Origin of the sequence: Gluconobacter sp. Dm-73 (genome assembly GCF_018256215.1) — a bacterium.
Taxonomy (GTDB): Bacteria; Pseudomonadota; Alphaproteobacteria; order Acetobacterales; family Acetobacteraceae; genus Gluconobacter; species Gluconobacter cadivus.
The window spans coordinates 25,696-44,410 of record NZ_JAERLW010000004.1; the positions used below are offsets into that span (position 1 = coordinate 25,696).

The 18,715-nt window shown below is 60.2% G+C and carries 23 protein-coding genes; 15 read left to right on the forward strand and 8 right to left on the reverse strand.

Annotated elements, in window-relative coordinates:
• Window positions 1–5: 5 nt before the first annotated feature.
• Both JK176_RS05375 and JK176_RS05380 read right to left on the reverse strand, forming a co-directional pair.
• Complete coding sequence (locus JK176_RS05375; protein ID WP_211586900.1) at window positions 6–929, reverse strand: SDR family oxidoreductase; 924 nt, start codon at window positions 927–929, stop codon at window positions 6–8.
• Window positions 926–2,332, reverse strand: coding sequence for a hypothetical protein (locus JK176_RS05380; protein ID WP_211586901.1), 1,407 nt, complete (start codon window positions 2,330–2,332; stop codon window positions 926–928). The genes JK176_RS05375 and JK176_RS05380 overlap by 4 nt, the downstream gene beginning before the upstream one ends.
• Window positions 2,333–2,659: 327 nt before the next feature.
• Here JK176_RS05380 and rplM point away from each other — a divergent pair, with 327 nt between their 5' ends.
• The 3 genes from rplM (at window position 2,660) to JK176_RS05395 (ending at window position 4,914) form a co-directional block, all read left to right on the forward strand.
• Complete coding sequence (gene rplM / locus JK176_RS05385) at window positions 2,660–3,133, forward strand: 50S ribosomal protein L13 (protein WP_062028977.1); 474 nt, start codon at window positions 2,660–2,662, stop codon at window positions 3,131–3,133.
• 10 nt (window positions 3,134–3,143) lie between these two features.
• On the forward strand, window positions 3,144–3,635 hold the full coding sequence (gene rpsI, locus JK176_RS05390) for a 30S ribosomal protein S9 (RefSeq protein ID WP_062028979.1): 492 nt from the start codon (window positions 3,144–3,146) through the stop codon (window positions 3,633–3,635).
• Window positions 3,636–3,834: 199 nt separating this feature from the next.
• Window positions 3,835–4,914, forward strand: a complete 1,080-nt coding sequence (locus tag JK176_RS05395; protein ID WP_211586902.1) for a branched-chain amino acid aminotransferase — start codon at window positions 3,835–3,837, stop codon at window positions 4,912–4,914.
• A 35-nt stretch (window positions 4,915–4,949) separates the two neighbouring features.
• On the opposite strand, the gene JK176_RS05400 is transcribed toward JK176_RS05395, so the two are convergent.
• Window positions 4,950–5,546 carry an NTP transferase domain-containing protein gene (locus JK176_RS05400; RefSeq protein WP_211586904.1) on the reverse strand — a complete coding sequence of 199 codons (597 nt, stop codon included), beginning with the start codon at window positions 5,544–5,546 and terminating at the stop codon, window positions 4,950–4,952.
• Entirely contained in the window at window positions 5,543–6,514 is a 972-nt protein-coding gene (locus tag JK176_RS05405) for an XdhC family protein (RefSeq protein WP_211586905.1), read from the reverse strand. Before JK176_RS05405 ends, JK176_RS05400 begins: the two co-directional genes overlap by 4 nt.
• Before the next feature lie 168 nt (window positions 6,515–6,682).
• Between JK176_RS05405 and JK176_RS05410 the strand changes: the two genes are divergently transcribed.
• The 7 genes from JK176_RS05410 to JK176_RS05440 all read left to right on the forward strand — a co-directional run bounded on the left by JK176_RS05410 (window position 6,683) and on the right by JK176_RS05440 (window position 11,654).
• Window positions 6,683–7,879, forward strand: coding sequence for a molybdopterin molybdotransferase MoeA (locus JK176_RS05410; protein ID WP_211586906.1), 1,197 nt, complete (start codon window positions 6,683–6,685; stop codon window positions 7,877–7,879).
• Window positions 7,869–8,894: a GTP 3',8-cyclase MoaA gene (moaA, locus tag JK176_RS05415; RefSeq protein WP_211586907.1), complete on the forward strand. Its 1,026-nt coding sequence runs from the start codon at window positions 7,869–7,871 to the stop codon at window positions 8,892–8,894. The genes JK176_RS05410 and moaA overlap by 11 nt, the downstream gene beginning before the upstream one ends.
• A 31-nt stretch (window positions 8,895–8,925) precedes the next feature.
• Window positions 8,926–9,408 (forward strand): cyclic pyranopterin monophosphate synthase MoaC, encoded by a 483-nt coding sequence (gene moaC / locus JK176_RS05420; RefSeq protein WP_211586908.1) that lies wholly within the window; start codon window positions 8,926–8,928, stop codon window positions 9,406–9,408.
• Window positions 9,405–10,244, forward strand: a complete 840-nt coding sequence (locus JK176_RS05425; protein WP_211586909.1) for a MoaD family protein — start codon at window positions 9,405–9,407, stop codon at window positions 10,242–10,244. The genes moaC and JK176_RS05425 overlap by 4 nt, the downstream gene beginning before the upstream one ends.
• On the forward strand, window positions 10,241–10,735 hold the full coding sequence (locus tag JK176_RS05430) for a molybdenum cofactor biosynthesis protein MoaE (RefSeq protein WP_211586910.1): 495 nt from the start codon (window positions 10,241–10,243) through the stop codon (window positions 10,733–10,735). The genes JK176_RS05425 and JK176_RS05430 overlap by 4 nt, the downstream gene beginning before the upstream one ends.
• 113 nt (window positions 10,736–10,848) lie before the next feature.
• Window positions 10,849–11,439 (forward strand): hypothetical protein, encoded by a 591-nt coding sequence (locus tag JK176_RS05435; RefSeq protein ID WP_206034827.1) that lies wholly within the window; start codon window positions 10,849–10,851, stop codon window positions 11,437–11,439.
• Window positions 11,439–11,654 (forward strand): hypothetical protein, encoded by a 216-nt coding sequence (locus JK176_RS05440; RefSeq protein WP_194262264.1) that lies wholly within the window; start codon window positions 11,439–11,441, stop codon window positions 11,652–11,654. Before JK176_RS05435 ends, JK176_RS05440 begins: the two co-directional genes overlap by 1 nt.
• 39 nt (window positions 11,655–11,693) lie before the next feature.
• Here the strand turns inward: JK176_RS05440 and JK176_RS05445 are convergent, their stop codons facing one another.
• Both JK176_RS05445 and JK176_RS05450 read right to left on the reverse strand, forming a co-directional pair.
• Entirely contained in the window at window positions 11,694–12,833 is a 1,140-nt protein-coding gene (locus JK176_RS05445; RefSeq protein ID WP_283091960.1) for a type III PLP-dependent enzyme, read from the reverse strand.
• Window positions 12,834–12,860: 27 nt separating this feature from the next.
• Window positions 12,861–12,998 (reverse strand): hypothetical protein, encoded by a 138-nt coding sequence (locus JK176_RS05450; RefSeq protein ID WP_194255369.1) that lies wholly within the window; start codon window positions 12,996–12,998, stop codon window positions 12,861–12,863.
• 217 nt (window positions 12,999–13,215) lie between these two features.
• Between JK176_RS05450 and JK176_RS05455 the strand changes: the two genes are divergently transcribed.
• A complete protein-coding gene (locus JK176_RS05455; RefSeq protein WP_349291905.1) occupies window positions 13,216–14,265 on the forward strand; it encodes a YihY/virulence factor BrkB family protein in 1,050 nt (349 codons plus the stop codon).
• Between the two features lie 22 nt (window positions 14,266–14,287).
• On the opposite strand, the gene JK176_RS05460 is transcribed toward JK176_RS05455, so the two are convergent.
• Window positions 14,288–14,938: a septal ring lytic transglycosylase RlpA family protein gene (locus JK176_RS05460; protein ID WP_211586918.1), complete on the reverse strand. Its 651-nt coding sequence runs from the start codon at window positions 14,936–14,938 to the stop codon at window positions 14,288–14,290.
• Between the two features lie 153 nt (window positions 14,939–15,091).
• Between JK176_RS05460 and aroQ the strand changes: the two genes are divergently transcribed.
• From aroQ to JK176_RS05480, 4 genes are read left to right on the forward strand one after another with little or no spacing between them, the layout of a single operon-like run.
• A complete protein-coding gene (aroQ, locus tag JK176_RS05465; RefSeq protein ID WP_041112562.1) occupies window positions 15,092–15,541 on the forward strand; it encodes a type II 3-dehydroquinate dehydratase in 450 nt (149 codons plus the stop codon).
• Window positions 15,538–15,993 (forward strand): acetyl-CoA carboxylase biotin carboxyl carrier protein subunit, encoded by a 456-nt coding sequence (locus tag JK176_RS05470; protein ID WP_211586920.1) that lies wholly within the window; start codon window positions 15,538–15,540, stop codon window positions 15,991–15,993. The genes aroQ and JK176_RS05470 overlap by 4 nt, the downstream gene beginning before the upstream one ends.
• Window positions 15,993–17,345: an acetyl-CoA carboxylase biotin carboxylase subunit gene (gene accC, locus JK176_RS05475; RefSeq protein WP_206034831.1), complete on the forward strand. Its 1,353-nt coding sequence runs from the start codon at window positions 15,993–15,995 to the stop codon at window positions 17,343–17,345. Before JK176_RS05470 ends, accC begins: the two co-directional genes overlap by 1 nt.
• 13 nt (window positions 17,346–17,358) lie before the next feature.
• On the forward strand, window positions 17,359–17,928 hold the full coding sequence (locus JK176_RS05480) for an NIPSNAP family protein (RefSeq protein ID WP_211586922.1): 570 nt from the start codon (window positions 17,359–17,361) through the stop codon (window positions 17,926–17,928).
• 82 nt (window positions 17,929–18,010) lie between these two features.
• Here the strand turns inward: JK176_RS05480 and JK176_RS05485 are convergent, their stop codons facing one another.
• Window positions 18,011–18,694, reverse strand: coding sequence for a YfdX family protein (locus tag JK176_RS05485; protein WP_211586924.1), 684 nt, complete (start codon window positions 18,692–18,694; stop codon window positions 18,011–18,013).
• Between the last annotated feature and the right edge of the window lie 21 nt (window positions 18,695–18,715).

Consider the following 18,715-nt stretch of genomic DNA (forward strand, 5'->3'; position numbering starts at 1 on the left):
ACGGATCAGGGTTTGCGTTTCTCGTTGGAACGGCGTCCGAACAGGTGATGAAGCCCGTTGGCAAGCGGGATGGGCGTCACCCCCAGACGATGTTCCATCGGGCCGATATCGAAGTTTTTGTCTTCCAGAAGTCTGCGGATTTCTTCCGGGGCGATCTGGGGCAGCCTGCGGATATGGCGCGTGACATGAGACAGTGCCATGAGCATCCATCCCGGTAGGGAAATGATGGGGCGTCCGCCAAGCTCAGCAAAATACAGAACCATCCGAACAAAGGTCCGGTATGCCACAGCGGTCGGGCCTGCGATGACGATACTCTCAGGGCCTGAGACATCTCCGCTCTGAATGAGGCGGATGGCTGCAACGACGCACCGTGTTACGTCGCGCTGGTCGATGGGCTGCACAAGGGCGCGCCCTCCGCCCGGCAGCGGAATGACCGGCAGACGTTCCAGCAGCTTGGCCAGCCTTTGCACGTTGTCTTCGCCCTGAGCGCCGTAAATCATGGTCGGATGCAGCAGAATCGAAGGGCGACCATCTGCCTGAAGTGCAGCCTCACCGGTCAGAACGCCGCGTCCGTGATCGTCCGGCCAGTTTGTAAACTTGCGCGTGCTGCCCAGAGCGACGATGGGCGCTGTCGTGGCTGCGAGAATGGCGGGCAGGTGGCGCGCGTGGGCCGTATTCACGACAATTGCGGCATCTTCGAAGGCCAGCGGCAGCGTGGTGGGGTCTGTCAGATCGGCAATCCGAACGGCCTGACAGGCCTGTGCGATGTCCGGCGCCAGATTGCCCTGACTGCGGACGACAGCAATGATCTTCTGCCCTTGCGCCAGAAGAGTACGGCACAGGGCCGCTCCTGAGCGTCCGCTGGCACCGATGATGCAGACCGGGCCACTGATCGGCGATGTGTGATGTGTGATGTCTTCGGGCGTCATTGTGCAAAAGCCTTCAGATCGGGGGAAGCGAGGAACGTCAGCATTGCAGCGGGTGAAGACATGGCTGCATTGAGCGCCGTCAGGGTCATCGGCGTTGCGGAAGCGTAAGTGACCGTCAGAGTACGGCCTGCGGGATGTTCCACATAATCTGGAATCGCTGCGAGAGCCGGGTTGGCAGAAAGGCCCGCCTGCAGGATTTGTGCGGTCTGTTCGCGGATCTGCTCTGCGGTGGTGCCGTTTCCGATCTGTCGTGCTGCAAGAAGGAAACCGGCATCAAGAAGCCGATCGCCCTGCAGGGAGATCGTGACGTTCTGCAGAGCTGTGGACTGAAGCAACTGCTGTTGCGACGGATGTCTTTCTGTGAAGTCTGTCTGGATGGTGCGCGCATCGGCGGTAAGGGTCATAAAACCCGGAACTGCGAGGGTGGCGTTCGTCCGCGACGTGTGATCCGCGAGGTTTGAGACTTGCACATAATGCGCGGTCGAGCCCGCACCGTTGATGTGAAAGGGAAGTTTTTCGTCGCTCTGAAAGTGAAAGCCTTTCAGATCCTGCGTCACGGTCGCGATCTGGTTTTCCAGAGTGCCTGTCCCGTGCAGATCGTCCAGCCGGAACAGGCCAGAAGTCATGTTCAGTCTGAAATTATGGGCCGCAAAGCTCTGAGGAGGCGCCATTTGCGACGGGAGCGGGAGATGATCCCAGAGCGCTGCGACCTGTGCCGCGAGATCGACCTGTTTCAGATCGAGCCGTTCCAGACTGGCCTGACCGCTGACAAGCTGCGGATCATGACCGGGAGCCTGAAGCGTGCGTTCGTAAGCCACTGTTGCAGCATCGGTCCGCAGGGTTGTGAGCAGGGCCGGTCCGTAATTGTCCACTATCAGGCGTCGGGTGAAGAGACTGTGAACGTTCACGGGGGCGGGGGGCGAGGACTGCGCGAGATTCTGGATTGAAAGCTGTTCAATCTGCCCGTGGGCAAGGGTGACATGCGCCAGATCGATGCGGGAATGGCCCTCTGCTGCCTCCCGTGCTTTCGGCAGGATCAGTTTTCGCAGGCTGAGCGTGCTACCGTGAATGATCTGGGTCGGTGTCTGAAGAAAGGGTTCGCGGACTTCTACGCCGCGGATGGAAAGCCTGCCATCTGGCATCGGGCGGGGGTGCCCCAGCCGCATCCGGGAGGCGCGCAGGGTGATGGAGCCGTCGCGCAGAGTGATATCCGTCAGGGTGGCGCCGAGAGCGAGGATGGACGGTGTGGCGGTTCCGTAAGTGAATGTGGTTCCGGGCGGAAGGGCCGCCCGGAAGCTCGACAGACCGCGGACCAGCTCCATATGGGCTTCGTGATGAACACCGGCCAGGCCGATCACAGCCGTTACTGAAATCAGGCTCGCCGCGAGCCAGGGTTTTTTCACGTTGATGTTCCTGTCTAAACGGCCCCGCACAGGCGTCGGGCGCGAACGTTCTGTGTGGCCGCAGGATACCATTGTCGTGACATGGAGCAATGCGGACCTCGTTTTTGTTGCGGTAATGGGATACCATATTGCCAAAAATGGCTGAAAACTGCTGCGAATCACATAATTCAATGTGTGAACGGGGCTTGACGCGCGCGCCGCAGACGGCAATAAGGCCCCACCTGATCCGCCTCGTGGGGAAGGAGGGTGTCTTCGGACATCGTTTTGACCACAGGCGCCATCCACGGTGCGGCCTTTGTGGGCGCACCCCAAGCTGGAATGTCACTAATGAAGACCACACGTTCGCTGAAGCCAGCGGAGGTGACGAAGAACTGGGTGCTGATCGACGCCGAAGGGCTCGTTCTCGGCCGTCTCGCCACCATCATCGCCACCCGCCTGCGCGGAAAGCACAAGCCGCAGTTCACCCCGCACGTTGATTGCGGCGACAACATCGTCGTCATCAACGCTGAGAAGGTTGTCCTCACGGGCAACAAGGTCGGGCAGAAGCTGTTCCACTACCACACGGGTCATCCGGGTGGAATCAAGGAGCGCACCATCACGCAGCGTCTCACGGGCAAGCACCCGGGTGAAGTTGTCGAGAAGGCTGTTGAGCGTATGATCACCCGTGGTCCTCTGCAGCGCGCCCAGATGAAGCACCTGTATGTCTATGCCGGTTCCGAGCACCCGCATGACGGCCAGAAGCCCGTCAAGCTGGACGTTGCTGCGATGAACCGCAAAAACACCGTAACCCACGAGTCGTAAGGCCTGTATCATGTCCGAGACCCAAGAGCGCACCGGCACGCTGCAGGACCTTGCGAGCGTTGCTCCTGCCGTTACCTCCAACGCTGCCCCGGTTCACGAAGTCAAGCGTGACGCCCAGGGCCGTTCCTACGCAACCGGCCGTCGTAAGGACGCCGTGGCCCGCGTATGGATCAAGCCTGGCAAGGGTGACATCATCGTCAATGGCCGTCCGGTCACGACGTATTTCGCCCGCCCGGTCCTGCGTATGCTTCTCACGCAGCCGTTCCTGATTTCCGATCGCTACAACCAGTTCGACGTGTATTGCACGGTCGCTGGTGGCGGTCTGTCCGGTCAGGCTGGCGCCGTCCGTCACGGTATCTCCCGTGCGCTGACGTATTACGAGCCGAGCCTGCGCGGCATCCTGAAGGCTGCTGGCTTCCTGACGCGTGACAGCCGTATCGTCGAGCGTAAGAAGTACGGCCGTGCGAAGGCACGTCGTTCCTTCCAGTTCTCGAAGCGCTGATTTTTCAGCCTTCCCGAACGACGAAAAGCCCGATCAGAAATGGTCGGGTTTTTTTGTGCCTGATTTAGGGGGTGGCAGATATTTTAATTTCGTAAAAAAATCCAAAAAAGAAATAATCTTCCGTATCGCCAGCGTGAGCCATGTATGGCAGAGTGCGTCCGCTGTTTTAAAAGACCAGAATCTTCGGAAGTGTTTTCCCATGACGCCTTTCATCATCGAAAAGACCGAAACCCCGACCGATCCCGTGAAGCGGACGGAACTGCTGGCCAATCCGTCCTTTGGACGCGTCTTTACCGACCACATGGCCATCATCCGCTACTCCGTGGACAAGGGCTGGCATGATGCGAAAATCACGCCGCGCCGCCCCTTGAGCATCGATCCGGCCTCGACGGTTCTGCATTACGGGCAGGAGATCTTCGAGGGGATGAAGGCCTATCGGGAAAAGGACGGCCATGTCGCCACGTTCCGCCCCGAAGCCAACGCAGCGCGCTTTGCCGAATCCGCACGTCGTATGGGAATGGCGGAACTGCCGGAAGACCTGTTTGTGCAGGCTGTTGATGAACTGGTGCGCGTGGACCAAGACTGGGTGCCGTCTGGAGAGGGGCAGAGCCTCTATCTGCGGCCGTTCATGATTTCCAACGAGGTCTTCCTCGGCGTGAAGCCGGCGAACGAGTATCTGTTCATCGTCATCGCTTGTCCGGTCGGAGCCTATTTCAGCTCCGGCTGTGTATCCGTCTGGGTGTCCGAAAACTATACGCGCGCTGCGATCGGCGGCACGGGTGAAGCCAAGTGCGGCGGCAACTATGCTGGCAGCCTGATTGCCCAGGCTGAAGCCAAGGAGAAGGGTTGCGATCAGGTCCTGTTCCTTGATGCGCGTGAGCGTCGCTTCGTTGAGGAAATGGGCGGCATGAACGTGATGTTCGTTCGCAAGGACGGCAAGATCGTCACGCCGCCTCTGGGCGGGACCATCCTGCGCGGCATCACCCGCAACAGCCTGATCCAGCTTGCTGCGGATCAGGGGATTGAGGTGATTGAAGAGCCTGTCGAGATCGACGAGCTTTTTGAGGGTGCGGCTTCGGGCAAATATACGGAAGCGTTTGCCTGCGGCACGGCGGCGGTTCTCTCGCCGATCGGCAGGTTCGTCCGTCCGTCGGGCGAGGCCGTGTTTGGGGATGGAACAACGCCAGGCCCGGTCTCCCAGAAGCTCAAGAAAACCCTGACGGATGTGCAGGGCGGTCGGACGAATGACGTCCATGGCTGGATTCACCGTATTTCCTGAGCTCTGCCAGCCGGGTTCATAACGAGCCCGGCTTTTCAGTCCCGATCAATCCATCCCGCCCGGATCGCGGCTTCAAGCTGCTCGGGCGTGTCGATGTCGAAGCCGAGTTCGGGAGCGTGGAGGAAAGCCGGTGTGCTGGCGCCGTTTTTCCAGAGCCGGCGCAGGCCGGTATCGCCGCGCAGATCGGCAAGGCGTAGTTGCGTTGTAGGGCTAAGCAACACCGGAATGCCCCGGCCTTCCTCTCCATAAGCTGTGACGACATCCGTATGGTTGTTGCCCTGTCTCAGAAGGGCACGGAGATGCTCGCATGTCAGACATGGCTGATCCGTTCCAGTAATCAGCAATAGGCCCGGATCTGTCCCGAACGCCCGGTATCCGCATTGGAGCGAAGACGCCATGCCGGTTTTCCAGTCGTCATTCTGCACCAGAACACTGTCGAGACCTGCGAGAGCCTGACCTGTCTCTGTAGCCGGGCCACCTGTCACGACAACAAGACGCTCCGGTCCCGTTTCCAGCAGCAGTTCTGCGATATGGCGCACCAGTGGTACGCCATTGACCGTCAGAAGCTGCTTGGGCCGTCCGAGGCGCGTGCTGCCCCCTGCAGCCAGAAGAAGAGCGGAGTGGCGGTTCATTGAGGCTGTTTCGCGATCATCTGGGCCAGAATGGAGAGTGCGATTTCCATGGGAGCCTGTGCGCCGATTTCCAACCCGGCGGGCAGGTGCAGCCGATCAAGGGCTTCGGGAGGGACGCCCGCTGCGCTGAGAGCTTTCAGACGTCCGGAAATTTTGCGGCGACTGCCGAGAACACTGACGCAGAAAGCGTCCGATTTCAGTGCATGCGCTGTCAGCATCAGATCGGAATGGGCATCATGGGTGAGGCTGTAAACCGCCGTCCATCGGTCCAGTGGCAGCGTAGGGAGGGCAGCCTCCAGATTTCCCCGCAAATAACGGGTCGGGGGCAGTCCCGGAGGAGGCTCGGGCGGTCCGTAGGGCCGAATCAGAATGGTTTCGAGTCCCATGACAGCGGACAGGTTCAGAATTGCCAGTGTGACCGGATCTCCACCTGCCAGAACCAGCCTTAAAGGTGGCAGGTACGGGCGAAAGAAACGGCCTGCTTCCTGTTCGGTAGGGCGCACCCCGTTCCAGAACGTCATACTCCCGCTGTCGAGATCCGTGACAAGGGTGATGGGGCGGCGGTTGTCCCGTGCGGTTTTGCGGACAGCAACATGGGCTGCGAGATCAGGGATCGGGCGCACAAAAATACCGATCCGGCCGCCGCAGGTAAGCTGGATGTCCAGAACCGGACTGCCCGCGCCATAATCCAGTGTTCGAGGCTGTCCATCCTTCAGACATTCCAGCGCCTCGACGCGCACGGCTGCTTCCACGCAGCCGCCCGACACATAGCCCTGAACCTCTCCGTCCTCGCAGATCGCCATATCACTTCCCAGCGGACGCGGTGAAGAGCCTGTAATCCGCACCAGCGTTGCCAGAGCCGCCCTTTTCCCATCCGCGGCCCAGCGCTCAAGCGTGGGAAGCAGGTCGTCCGTCAGGCCATAGTCCGGCCACTGGGGAAGGGGAGAGAGCTGTGCCGCGTCCGTCATGGGGGTCCCTGATGCGCTTTGAAGGCGTCAGGGTAACGCCAAAGACGATTATGACATACCCTTTCACCCACAGACTGTTGATCCGTGGGCCATGAGGTCTATATCGGCAGGGAACGCGGCGTCGGCATTTCAGCCAGCGCAACAGACGCGCCAGCGACCGGAGCGGAAATGAGTGATCTCCTGAGCGTTACACGGGCCATGGAACTGGTGCTGGATTATGCCGGCAGCTTCGGGACCGAGACGGTGGATCTGCCGATGGCGGCCGGTCGCGTGCTTCAGCAGACGATCCATGCCGAGCGCGCCCAGCCGCCTTATGACCGTGTGATGATGGACGGCATTGCCTATCGTCACGGCAGCGGCCAGACGCTGGTCTCGCACGGGATTCAGCGCGCCGGTGCACCGGGGCAGGTCTTGCCGGACGGTCCTGTCTGTCTGGAAGTGATGACAGGTGCGGTCCTGCCGGAAGGGGCGGATACCGTCGTTCCGGTCGAACGTCTTGTTCGCGAAGGACGACTGATCCGCTTTGAAGAAGGCTATGAGCCGAGCAAGGGCCAGTTTATCCATCGCCGGGGTTCCGATTGTGCCGCTGGCACGGAACTTCTGACGCCGGGGCGTCGGCTGGATGGTCCGGCGCTGGCAGTTCTTGCGGGGAATGGGTATGCGCAGGTCAGCGTGTCGCGGATTCCTTCCATCGGGATCGTGGCGACGGGCGACGAACTCGTGGATGTAGGCGCTCCTGTGCGGGATTGGGAAATCCGCCGGTCCAATGAATTCGCCCTAACCGGCGCGCTCCTGTCGCGCGGGTTCAACTGCATTGAACGCTCCGTCGTTCCGGACGATCTCGCGGAGACGATCGTGGCGTTGCGCGAACAGCTCTCGCGGCATGATGTTCTGATCCTGAGCGGGGGCGTTTCGATGGGGGCCTTCGATCACGTCCCCAAGGCACTGTCGAAAATCGGGGTCGAGCGAGTGTTCCACAAGGTGGCGCAGCGTCCGGGCAAGCCGCTATGGTTCGGGGTTGGACCGGAAGGACAGCGCGTTTTCGGGCTGCCGGGCAACCCGGTTTCCGCTACGACCTGCGGAGTGCGTTATGTCATGCCGATGCTTCTGGCCGGGCAGGGGCTGAGCCGCCCCGAACCCTACACGGTCATGCTGGATACCGATGCCGAACGTATCCCGACACTGACGCGCTTTCTGCCCGTAAAACTCCATCACGATGCGACAGGGCAGGCGCGCGCAACGCCGTGTCCAATGCCAACATCTGGGGATTTCAGCTTTCTGGCTTCAACGGACGGGTTTGTGGAACTGTCGCGCGGGGAGGGTGTTTCGCCCCGTGGAACGGCCGTGTTGTTTCATGGCTGGTAACGCCCTGACCGACCGCTTCAGTCGTCCGCTGCATGATCTGCGGATCTCCGTGATGGATCGGTGCAATTTCCGTTGCCCGTACTGCATGCCGGAAGCGACCTATCACGAACATTTCCGCTTTCTGGAACCCAAAGAGCGTCTGAGCTTCGACGAAATCGAACGTGTGGCGCGTGTGGCTGTATCGCTCGGGGTGCGCAAACTGCGCCTGACAGGTGGGGAGCCGCTTCTGCGTCCGAAGCTGCCGGACCTCATAGCACGTCTGGCGTCCATCGAGGGTGTGGAAGATGTTGCACTGACTACGAACGGCGTTCTGCTGGAGCGGCATGTTCGGGAATTGAAAGCGGCGGGGCTGAATCGTGTGACGGTCAGTCTCGACAGTCTGGACCCGGCGGTTTTTGCGCGGATGAGCGGAGGCCGCGCGCAGCTTGAGTCGGTTCTGGAGGCCATCGATAGCGCTGCAAAAGCAGGTTTTTCAGGCGGCGTGAAACTGAACACCGTCATCCAGCGCGGCCTGAACGATACAGGCGTCGAAGCACTGGCCGAACGCTTCCGCCACAGTGGCGTCGTGCTGCGGTTCATCGAATACATGGATGTCGGAACGCGCAATCACTGGGAGCGAGCGGAAGTGGTTCCGTCGCGTGAACTGCTGGAACGGCTTGACGCCCGCTGGCCGCTCGAACCGGTCGACGCGCATTATCGCGGGGAAGTGGCACAACGATACCGCTACTGCGACGGGGGCGGAGAAGTCGGGTTTATTTCTTCCGTCACAGCGCCGTTCTGCGGAGACTGTTCCCGCGCACGCCTCTCGTCGGAGGGGCAGATTTATACCTGCCTGTTCGCGTCGGAAGGGACAGATCTGCGAACACTTTTGCGTAGCGACGAAGACGATACGGCCCTGCATGCGCTTCTGGCCAAGGTGTGGCGCCAGCGGACGGACAGGTATAGTGAGGAGCGGGCTGCGTCTGCGGATGCACCAGCACGTCGTCGCATCGAGATGAACTATATCGGCGGCTAGAAACGGTAGTCGGATCGGGAGATCGAACACGATGAAAACGCTCACCCATGTCAACGAGCACGGCGAAGATCCGCGCATGGTCGATATCAGCGGCAAGGACGTGACCGAGCGCAGCGCCCATGCGCAGGCCCGTCTGGTTTTCCCGTCCGACATGGCGCGGACGCTGTCTGACGCCGGGTTTATGACGGCCAAGGGCGCTGTTCTGACCGTGGCGCAGATTGCAGGCGTGATGGGTGTGAAATCGACCTCGCAGCTCATTCCACTGTGTCATCCGCTGGCCCTCAGTGGCTGTCGGGTAGACATCACGATCGAGGGTGACGAGGCGGTGATCGACTGTCGGGTGTCGTGCAAGGGGCGAACAGGTGTGGAAATGGAAGCCCTCACCGGCGCGTCCGTCGCTGCGCTCACGATCTACGACATGTGCAAGGCCATGTCCCACGACATGATCATTCGCGAGGTCCGGCTGATGGGCAAGGCAGGCGGCAAGCGCGACTTCCAGAGGATCGAATCGTGAAGCCACTTTACGGCCTGATCCTTGCGGGAGGGGCCAGCAAACGCATGGGGACGGACAAGGCCGCGCTCACCTATCACGGCAAGCCGCAGCTTCAAGCGGCTTTCGATGTCCTGTCGCCTCTGGTGGAAAAATGTTTCGTCTCGGTGCGTCCGGACCAGACAGAAAATCCTCTTCGGGCCGATTTCCCCCAGATCGTCGATTCAGTGGAAATCGACGGCCCTGCGGCCGGTCTGCTGTCCGCGCATCAGGCCTGTCCGGATGTCGCCTGGCTGGTTCTGGCCTGCGATCTGCCGATGCTGGATCGGGGTACGCTGGAGAATCTGATCGCAAGGTGGGAGGCCACAGACGTCGCAGTTGCCTATCGCAGCGAACATGACGGTCTGCCGGAACCGCTCTGTGCCATCTGGAAACCCGAAGCGCTCGATCGTCTGGAACAGCAGGTTATGGATGGCCGGACCTGCCCGCGCAAGCTGCTGATCAACAGTCCGACAAAGCTGCTGGAGCCTTATGCCCGTGGCGCGCTCGACAATATCAACACGCCCGAGGAACGCGAGGATGCGACCCGGCGTCTGGAACACCCGACAGGAGGGCCTATGATTCGCCTGACATTGGAATATTTCGCACAGCTCCGGGAGTTAGCCGGAACGCGCGAGCAGACGCTTGAGACTACATGCGCAACCGTCGGGCCGCTTTATGAGGAACTGCGTGAGACATACGCTTTTCCTTTCGAAGCCTCGAAGCTCCGTGTGGCGATCAATGGTGATTTCGCGCCCTGGACGCAGCCCCTCAAGGACGGAGACCACATTGTGTTCATTCCGCCGGTGACGGGAGGATGAGCCGCTTTCGGATGGCGTCTGCGCCCGTGGATCTGACCCTGCTGCGTGAAGATCTGCATCTGGCCGAAGCGGGAGGCTTCTGCACCTTTGAAGGCTGGGTCCGCAACAGGAATGACGGCCGCCCCGTGGACGGTCTGGAATATGAATCCTACGAAGCGCTGGCGCAGCTTGAGGGCGAACGGATCGTCGCAGAAGCGCTGGAGCGATTCGAGATCAGTCAGGCTGTGGCCATGCACCGGACGGGTAGTCTGAAGGTCGGTGAGGTCGCCGTCTGGATCGGTGTTTCGGCACCGCATCGCGATGCGGCGTTCCGGGCCTGCCGCTACATCATCGACGAGATCAAGCACCGTGTTCCGGTCTGGAAGAAGGAACATTATCTGGATGGGGACGCCGAATGGGTGGCGTGCCATCATTGCCAGACGGCGCCCCGTGCCTCCGAAACGGATGCTCATGACCACGATCATGGACAGTGTGGCCATCACCACCACTGAGTGGGCCTGACTGCGGAGCAGAAGCTTTCTGTTCCGCAGTGTCTTTTTGAGTTGTAATTGCAAATCATTCTCAATTAGGATGAGTCCGGTCCTGCTGATTCGGAGTTATCCCCATGACACGGCTGTCGCTTTCCCTGTCCGATCTTTGCTGCTGTGAACGGCTGGCGCTGTGGAGCATTCGCTGCCTCATCAGCCATTACCGTTTGCCAAACTGCCCTGAGACAAAAACAACCGACGGCCTGTTCCCGGTCTGCTTCCGCCCGGCGCTCGATGCTGCGGAAGGGGCCTTCTCGGACGCCGTTCATCTTCTGAATGTTGCGGGACAGCCGGGGCTCGCGGTGAACGCGCCGGGCATGCAGTCCCTGACGGTGCTGGAAGAGCGTTTCCTGCGCGGGATCGTCGCGGCCCAAAATGAAGGCCAGCGGGATGTTTTCGTGCTGCTTGCAGAAGTCTTTCCGGATCGTTTCGTACAGGGCTGTCTTGCCACGGCCCTGACGCTCCTGGCGGATTGTCTCGCCGGAGCAGGGCATTGGCTCCCCAAGACATTGTTGAAAGACGAGACGACGATTTCAGGCGGCGGAGCATTGTCGTCGATCAGCCGCTGGCGCTCCGTCAGCCCGTCGCGGATGCGCGTCCTGTGGCCGCAGGATAGCGGCCCTCTCCAGCGCGAGAGAGCGCCCGAAGCGAACCGGGTGATGCATTAATGATGTCGCTGGGCAGGCGTACTGCCCGGAATGGCGTTGCATCACGCATTCCGGGCTTTGAGGAGCTGGAACATATGACGGTCTGTCTGTTGCTGCTGCTCGCGGGCGTGGTTGGCTTTTGCTGGCTGGCCTGCGTCAATCTTGAAATTTCCGCCGACGACCTCCTGTCCGCACTGGGGTACCAGTCCGGTCTGGAAGAGACGTTCAGGGGATAGATCCTTCTCCGGCCCACGGATGGACCGGAGACAGTGCTTTCAGATGTAGTATTCGGTCAGCGGCGGAAAGCCGTTGAAACCGACGGAGCAGTACGTCGAGACATACGCGCCGGTAGCAAGAATCTCGACGCGATCGCCACATTCGAGCGAATCCGGCATCGGGATGCGGTTCTTCTCGTACATGATATCCACACCATCGCAACTCGGACCGGCCACGACACATGGCGAACGGGTGCTGTCTTCTAAATCGCGGGAGGTGCGGAACGTGTAGCGGATGGCCTCGCCTTCCGTCTCCGCCAGTCCACCAAAACGCCCGATATCGAGATAAACCCAGCGCGGATCGGTGACAGCACCGCCACGTCGGCTGACGAGAATGACCTCGCTCGATACGACCCCCGACTGTCCGACCATATAGCGGCCCGGCTCCAGCAGAATTTCCGGCGCACCATCCGGGAAATGCGTCTTGAGGGACGTATGGATCGTGTCTGCGAAATCCTGAACGGAAGGGACGTTCTCGCGGTAATGCGTCGGGAAGCCGCCACCCAGATTGAGCATCTGAAGGTCCACGCCCTGCGCGCGCAGATCATGATACAGGCCAGCCGCCTTGGCGATGGCGTGATCATAAGCCGCAACGCCGGTTTGCTGGCTGCCAACATGGAAGGACAGGCCATAAGGCTTCAGGCCGAGTTCGCACGCGCGCAGCATGAGCGTGCGGGCATTGTTCAGCGTGGTGCCGAACTTGCGGGACAGGGGCCAGTCGGCACCTTCATTTTCGACCGCCAAGCGGCAGAAAACGCGTGCGCCGGGCGCATGCTTGCCGAGTTTTTCCAGCTCTTCGATGCTGTCGAACACGAACAGGCTGATGCCCAGATCATGCGCTTCACGGATCCATTCCGGCTTCTTCAGCGTATTGCCGTAAGAGATCCGGTCCGCTGTTGCACCGGCATCGAGACACATGCGGATTTCCGCAATGGAGGCGGCGTCGAAGGAAGAGCCCAGCCCGACGAGGCGTTCGAGAATGGCCGGGGCCGGGTTGGCCTTGATGGCGTAATAGATTTTCGCTTCCCCAAGCGCATCGTGCAGGGCACGGTAATGCGCGCCTACGACGTCGAGATCGACGACGAGGCAAGGGGTTGCCGGCTGCTGCTCGGCAAGGAAGCGTGAGATTTTGGGAGTCATGACACTCAATTCCCAGAACCGGACTCGTCAGGGAACGATATCGCCCTGCGAGTGTGTTGCGAAACGGTCGAACGGACCGGCGAATAGCGGGAATCCGTAACGGGTGGATTCCTGAAGGCCAGAACGCTTGACGTCGTTGCGTAACCTCGAGTGGGCCAGTGGCACGTGCGTTGCTGCGTGAGGCGGGCATATGGGACCAAATGCCCCGTCGTGCAACCGCTAATTTTGCATTGTGATGCTTTTGCCAATATTGGTGAACTGAATCAGGGCGAATTCGGAACGCTGAAGGCATCTTCCGCGTAGGTACATGCTCATGTCGTTCGCTCCGGACTGTCATGAGCGCGACCGCTGCCCCAACAGGACACTGCCGAGGAAACCCTGCGTGAGTTTGACATCCGAATCTGCGACCCTTTCCGGCTCCCGGGTCATGCCGGAACAAGCCGTATCTTCGGAGTCGGGACAACCACCTGCTGCTAAGGATGCCGCTGATCCGAATGTCGTATCATCCCAGAACAGACTGCATCATGCCGCCTGGCGGGTCGTCGCCAAGCATCTCTTCGCCGAAGTCGGCTCCAGCCAGACTTCGCTTTCCGCTGCGGGGTGCGCGTTTTACGCCACGCTGTCGCTTTTTCCGGCCATCTCCAGTCTGATTTCCCTTTATGGACTGGCCTTTGATCTCCAGTCGGTCGAACCCCAGCTTGAAGTGCTGAGACATCTCCTGCCGCCATCGGCCTATGCCCTGATCGGTGACCGGATTCACGAACTGATTTCCCAGCCTCACTCGTCGCTGACAATCGGTCTGATCTTCTCGCTGGCGGTTGCCCTGTGGTCCGCTTCGGCCAGTACGAAGTCGATCCTCTCCGCGTTGAATATGGCCTATAATGCGCAGGAAACGCGGAGTTTTCTGAAGTTTCAGGCTGTCGCGCTATCAACCACGCTGACGGCCATCGTGGGCGCTGCGCTCACTCTGGCGCTGATGGTGGCAGCACCCGCACTCGTGGATTACCTGCCGCGCCATGTCAGTTTCCTCAGTGATCCGCCATTCCCGGTGAATTTTCTGCTGTCCTACGGTGCGCCGATGATTGTGCATACGCTTGCGCCGGTTCTAATGCTGCTGTTCGTTTTTATTGCTGTGACGCTGCTGTACCGCTTTGCGCCGTGCCGCGTGCATACAGAATGGCGCTGGATTTTTCCGGGCTCGATCCTTGCGACGATCCTGTGGGTCGCAACGTCTCTGGGCTTTTCATGGTATGTCGCGCATTTCGCCAGCTATGGCGCGACCTATGGGCCTCTCGGCGCTGTCGCAGCCATCATGATGTGGCTTTTCGTGAGCGCGTATGTCGTGCTGTTCGGAGCAGAGCTGAACGCCAGCCTTGAGGCCCGGGCCGGTAAAAGTCAGGCCGTGCCCCCGGAAGAAACAAGTCTGGCCTGAAGATCAGGCCAGACGTTCAGCGTCAGTGGTGATGGTGCGGGATACGCTGTGATGCGCTGCCCCGCGGAGAGGCAGGGGCTGTATTGGTGCCTGAAGCTTCAATCGCCTGTGCGCTGGTATCTGACGGATCGGCTTCCGCCACTTCAGGCTCGGAGCTGGACTGCGGGGAGAGAACCGCTTCCGTCATTTTCGCGATCGTCACATGCGCCGTTCCTGCGCCCAGCATGCCGATTTTCGCGGCCGCAGCGTGGGACAGATCGATGATGCGACTGTTGAAGGGGCCACGGTCATTGACCGTCACCACGACCGACCGTCCCGTATCCTGTGACGTCACGAGCAGCTTCGTCCCGATGGGGAGGGACGGGTGGGCGGCGGTCAGATCATTGGTGTTGAATGTCGCGCCGCTTGCGGTGCGCCGTCCGTGGAAATGCCGTCCGTACCAGCTTGCCATGCCATGCTGGGACCACGCATGTGCGGCCTGATGAGCCCGATTGGAGAGTGCCGCCCGAACGGAGTCTGCCCAGCTTGTTCTCGGCGTTCCATCAACGGCGGACTCGTCACTCGCATGTGCGGTGTGATGACCGGCCAGACCTGCAAGCGCTACGGCAAATGTCATGCTGCGCAGGGGGATGAAGCCTAGGGGATTGCGAAGGGCAGACAGGTTGAAGCGCACTATATCAGGTTCTTCTCCAGTGGACGGGACGGGCTCAGATTGCACCTGATAGCACAAAAATGCTGCCCTGTCGCCTTTTGGACACCCTGAAGACGGCAGCAATAGGGCAATGACGCTTTCATGACAGCTTCGAAAGTGCTATCGCGCGGCCAGATGAAACGCCCTCTGATTACCGTTCTCAACGGTCCGAATCTCAATATGCTGGGTCTTCGCCAGCCCGGAATCTATGGTCACGCCACGCTCGACGATGTCGAGCAGGTGTGCATTCAGGCTGCCGAACGGCTTGATGTTGCCATTGATTTCCGCCAGACGAACGGAGAGGGTGAGCTTGTGTCCTGGGTTCAGGAATGTCGCGGCCGTGCAGACGGAATCGTGATCAATCCCGCAGCTTATGGACACACCTCGATTGCCCTGCTCGATGCGCTTCTGGCGGTCGAGCTGCCGGTGGTTGAGGTTCATATTTCCAATATTCATCGCAGGGAGCCGTTCCGTCATCACACCTACGTCTCGCAGGCCGCCATCGGCGTGATCTGTGGCCTCGGCGTCAGGGGATATGCGCACGCGCTTCAGGCAATAACCGACATGATCGAAGACGAAGGATGAGCCGTATGCTCGTGGACAAGGATGCCATCCGGGCATTGGCCGATATTCTGACACAGACCGGCCTGACCGAAATCGAGATTTCCGAAGCGGACAGCCGTATCCGCGTGGCGCGCAACGTGAACGTGGTTCAGGCTGCTGCTCCGGTGCAGGCCGCTGCGGCACCCGCGGCCTCGGCTGTCGCCGCAGCTGTTGCGGCTCCGGCCGATCCGGCCAAGCACCCTGGCATGGTGCCAAGCCCGATGGTTGGCGTTGCCTATCTGACGCCCGATCCGTCCTCTCCGCCGTTCGCCGTCGAAGGCCAGACGGTGACTGCGGGTCAGACGATCATGCTCATCGAAGCCATGAAGACCTTCAACCAGATCAAGGCCCCTCGCGCCGGCACCCTGACGAAATTCCTTGTCGAATCCGGTCAACCGGTCGAGTTCGGCGAAGCACTGGCGATCATCGAGTAATGATTTCCAAGGTCCTCATTGCCAACCGGGGTGAGATTGCGCTGCGGATCCAGCGCGCCTGCCGCGAGATGGGCATCAAAACCGTTGCCGTGCATTCGACGGCAGACGCCGATGCGATGCATGTGCGCCTTGCGGACGAAGCCGTCTGTATCGGTCCGCCGAGCGCGCGCGACTCCTATCTGAATGTTGCCGCCATCCTTTCGGCTGCGATGATCACGGGAGCAGACGCCATTCATCCCGGTTATGGCTTCCTGTCGGAAAATGCCGAGTTTGCCGAGACCGTGGAAGAACACGGCCTCGCGTTCATCGGTCCGACCGCCGAACATATCCGCACGATGGGCGACAAGATCGCTGCCAAGACGACCATGCGCGCGCTCGGCGTGCCGCTGGTGCCGGGGTCCGATGGCGGTCTGGCCGACTTGCAGGCCGCGCGTGAAGTTGCGGACAAAGTCGGCTATCCGGTCCTCATCAAGGCTGCTGCCGGTGGCGGCGGACGCGGGATGAAGGTCGCGATGACGGCGGACGACATTGAGGAAGCCTGGTCGGTCGCCCGTGCTGAAGCCCGCGCGGCTTTTGGCAATGACGAGGTCTATCTCGAGAAGTATCTCAACCGTCCGCGTCATATCGAGCTTCAGATCCTTGGCGACGCGCATGGCAATGTCGTGCATTTCGGCGAGCGTGACTGTTCGCTCCAGCGCCGTCATCAGAAGCTGCTGGAAGAAGCCGGTTCACCGGCCCTGACAGACGCCGAACGTGAGGAAATTGGTCGTACCGCGACCGAGGCTCTTTCGCGCATGGGCTATCGCAATGCGGGCACGCTGGAGTTCCTGTATCAGGACGGTCAGTTCTGCTTTATCGAGATGAACACGCGTCTTCAGGTCGAACATCCGGTGACGGAGATGGTCTGCAACGTGGATCTCGTGCGTGAGCAAATCCGGATCGCCTCTGGTGAACCGCTTGGGTACACGCAGTCGGACATCAAGATGTCCGGGCATGCGATTGAGTGCCGCATCAATGCGGAAGATCCTGAGACCTTCATGCCGAGCCCCGGCACGATCAAGGTGTTCCATGCTCCGGGTGGGTTGGGTGTGCGGATGGACAGCGCCATTTACGCTGGCTATCGCATCCCGCCTTACTACGACAGCATGATCGCCAAGCTGATCGTGCATGCCCCCACGCGCGCCGAAGCCATTGCCCGCATGCAGCGTGCTCTGGACGAATGTGTAGTGGATGGCGTGAAAACGGTCATTCCGCTCCATCAGAAAATTCTGGCTGATCCTTCTTTCCAGAAAGGGGATTACACCATCCACTGGCTGGAAAATTTCGTCGCTGCCCAGCAGGCAGGAAAGTAAACCGGAGTCACTCATGAGTTACGCGGAAACCATTATCCTCGATATCCGGATCGGGCAGGTGCCTGTGGTGGTTTCTGTGCTCAAGGGGCGTGACGGGCTTGGCGTCTGGGTGAGCGAGATCGGTGTGCTCAACCGGGTTGTTCTGTTTCGGACAGCAGACACCTATGCTGCTCTTCTGGACGAACGGCCTGAGCTTCTGGCTGCGATCCCGCAAGACGCTATTAAGAGCGCCGATGTCACAAGCTGGCGCATCATTTCGCCCCTGCTTCCTGCCGGGGCGCACGGCGGCGTTTATGAATGGCGCTGCTACGAGATGAAGCTGGGGCAGGTTGGGGATGTGGAGGAAGCCTTTGTGGCGTCCCTCCCGCCACGGCTGGAGCTGTCCAAGCTGGTCTGCGGGATGGTTTCTCTCGAAGGGACACCACGGCTGGCTCATATCTGGCCCTACGCAGACATGAATGCGCGTATGGAGACCAGGGCTCAGGCTGTTGCGAGTGGGATCTGGCCGCCTAAGGTCGCAAGCCATCTGAACATTATGGAAAATGCGATTCTGCTTCCGGCCAAAGATTCCGCTTGGCGCTAAGACGGTACGAACAACATAGAAAAAAGCGGTGAGGCTTGAGCCTGCACCGCTTTTTTTATGCCTTAGGCCCTGCTTCGAAAAATTACTTCTTGGCAGAAGCCGGAGCAGCAGGAGCCAGTGTTTCGATCGTGCTTTCGGAAACGAATACAACCGACTCCAAAGCCTGTGTCAGCGCAGCGACAGCCTCCTGAGGGTTATGCCCTTCGGTGAAGACGGTTGCCCGATAAACCGCACCCTGCACCGGTGTAAGCGGGGCCAGCGCCATAATGAAATCTGCATCGGCTCCGACGACCTGCATGGTCTGGGCAGCCTGATCCGTATTGCCAGACTTCAACTGCGCATTTGCGGTGGCGACCGCAGCTTTCTTTTCAGGAGCCAACGTCTCGCTCACGACGAACTCACCGCCGACCGGAAGCCAGTCCGTCTGTCCGACGACAGGCTGATGGCTGGCGATAACGGGATGCTGCGGAGCAGGATGGAGATCGTTTTCGGCAGCCTGAAACTTTTTGTCAGCCTTTTCTGCAGCGGCCAGGCGCTTCTGGGCATCATAAAGTGCCGGAATGGCGGCTTCGGTCTTGCCGGTCGTCTGGAGAATGTCACGAGCCTTCAGAATATCCTGAAAGGCGCGCTGTCCGTCAGCAGAAAGATGATGGAAAGCGCGGTGAGCCTTGAATTTTTCCCAATGGGTATGAAGTGAATCAGCGCTGGCAAAGGGTGTTGCGCAAAGGATGGATGAAATCGCGGCGACGGCGGGAATGAATTTCATGATATTATCTCCGTGAATATT

Coding starts and splice junctions, on each gene's coding strand:
- JK176_RS05375 (WP_211586900.1), bottom strand. CDS start 929: ATGACGCCCGAAGACATCACACATCACACATCGCCGATCAGTGGCCCG.
- rplM (WP_062028977.1), top strand. CDS start 2,660: ATGAAGACCACACGTTCGCTGAAGCCAGCGGAGGTGACGAAGAACTGG.
- rpsI (WP_062028979.1), top strand. CDS start 3,144: ATGTCCGAGACCCAAGAGCGCACCGGCACGCTGCAGGACCTTGCGAGC.
- JK176_RS05395 (WP_211586902.1), top strand. CDS start 3,835: ATGACGCCTTTCATCATCGAAAAGACCGAAACCCCGACCGATCCCGTG.
- JK176_RS05400 (WP_211586904.1), bottom strand. CDS start 5,546: ATGAACCGCCACTCCGCTCTTCTTCTGGCTGCAGGGGGCAGCACGCGC.
- JK176_RS05405 (WP_211586905.1), bottom strand. CDS start 6,514: ATGACGGACGCGGCACAGCTCTCTCCCCTTCCCCAGTGGCCGGACTAT.
- JK176_RS05410 (WP_211586906.1), top strand. CDS start 6,683: ATGAGTGATCTCCTGAGCGTTACACGGGCCATGGAACTGGTGCTGGAT.
- moaA (WP_211586907.1), top strand. CDS start 7,869: ATGGCTGGTAACGCCCTGACCGACCGCTTCAGTCGTCCGCTGCATGAT.
- moaC (WP_211586908.1), top strand. CDS start 8,926: ATGAAAACGCTCACCCATGTCAACGAGCACGGCGAAGATCCGCGCATG.
- JK176_RS05430 (WP_211586910.1), top strand. CDS start 10,241: ATGAGCCGCTTTCGGATGGCGTCTGCGCCCGTGGATCTGACCCTGCTG.
- JK176_RS05435 (WP_206034827.1), top strand. CDS start 10,849: ATGACACGGCTGTCGCTTTCCCTGTCCGATCTTTGCTGCTGTGAACGG.
- JK176_RS05440 (WP_194262264.1), top strand. CDS start 11,439: ATGATGTCGCTGGGCAGGCGTACTGCCCGGAATGGCGTTGCATCACGC.
- JK176_RS05445 (WP_283091960.1), bottom strand. CDS start 12,833: ATGACTCCCAAAATCTCACGCTTCCTTGCCGAGCAGCAGCCGGCAACC.
- aroQ (WP_041112562.1), top strand. CDS start 15,092: ATGAAACGCCCTCTGATTACCGTTCTCAACGGTCCGAATCTCAATATG.
- JK176_RS05470 (WP_211586920.1), top strand. CDS start 15,538: ATGAGCCGTATGCTCGTGGACAAGGATGCCATCCGGGCATTGGCCGAT.
- accC (WP_206034831.1), top strand. CDS start 15,993: ATGATTTCCAAGGTCCTCATTGCCAACCGGGGTGAGATTGCGCTGCGG.
- JK176_RS05480 (WP_211586922.1), top strand. CDS start 17,359: ATGAGTTACGCGGAAACCATTATCCTCGATATCCGGATCGGGCAGGTG.
- JK176_RS05485 (WP_211586924.1), bottom strand. CDS start 18,694: ATGAAATTCATTCCCGCCGTCGCCGCGATTTCATCCATCCTTTGCGCA.